This window comes from Aquidulcibacter paucihalophilus (assembly GCF_002105465.1).
Classification (GTDB): Bacteria; Pseudomonadota; Alphaproteobacteria; order Caulobacterales; family Aquidulcibacteraceae; genus Aquidulcibacter; species Aquidulcibacter paucihalophilus.
In genome coordinates, this window is sequence record NZ_NCSQ01000100.1 from 1 (window position 1) to 866 (window position 866).

An 866-nucleotide genomic window follows, 5' to 3' on the forward strand; every position below is an offset into this window, starting at 1 on the left:
CACGCCTCTGGATCAGATACTTTGTCCACACGGCCTAGGCTCCTGCCAAGCGCTTACTTGCTTAACTTCGCCCATTACAACGGGAAGTGATTCAGATGAAACCCCCATCGCCAAATACAATGGCAAGTTCGCGCACATAACCTGGCCTTCAAGCAAGCTATCCGCAAGTGCATCAGATCTGTCTGGGAAAGTCGAAATTCCAATATAAACGGTTCGCGGAGTATTCTCATGCAGTGAAGTGGCGCTTACGATCCGGCAGGTATCCGGCTTGTCCGGGTATGCCTTGAGCAAGGCAAAAAGAAATTCTTGGTAAGCTGGATCCGGTCGTACGTCTGGACCCAATCGCCAGTATTTCATGTTGGATTTTGTCGCATATTTCCCCTTAGCGTTCGGATAATATAGGATTATTGCGTCTTGATCACTTCGGACTAAGTAACCTTCTGGCGACCGACAAGACAACTTATCTACGATGCGCCGAGCCATCCAGTCTGCGTCTTGACTTGCAGAATTTTCACCGGTGAAAACAAAACTGTTGCTCCATGAGCCAAACACACCGAGACAGCGGAAACGCGATTCCGTCTTTAAATCACTGCGAAGCTCAGCGATGGTTATTGGTTTGGACTCGCCAGCCACCATTAGACTTTGGATGTCGCGATAGGGCATTTCGAATACAAGTTTAAAATCATGCTGAGGGGCTGGCCTTGCACTACTGCAACTCGCCAGCACACTCCCGATCAGAAACAGTCCTATCAATCTTACAAATTCTGCCAAACTCAGCATCAGGCCTCTGCCAACTAAAACTGAAGCAACGCTCGGAAAACAGGGTGACCTGAGCCCCGATTGGTCCGTCATTTGAAATGAGAGTC

At 49.0% G+C, this 866-nt stretch carries 1 protein-coding gene; it reads right to left on the reverse strand.

Translation table 11 applies throughout. The features are described from left to right. Nucleotides 1–12 precede the first annotated feature (12 nt). The coding region (locus B7364_RS07945) for a hypothetical protein (RefSeq protein ID WP_232780844.1) at nucleotides 13–866 on the reverse strand (854 nt) is incomplete at its 5' end.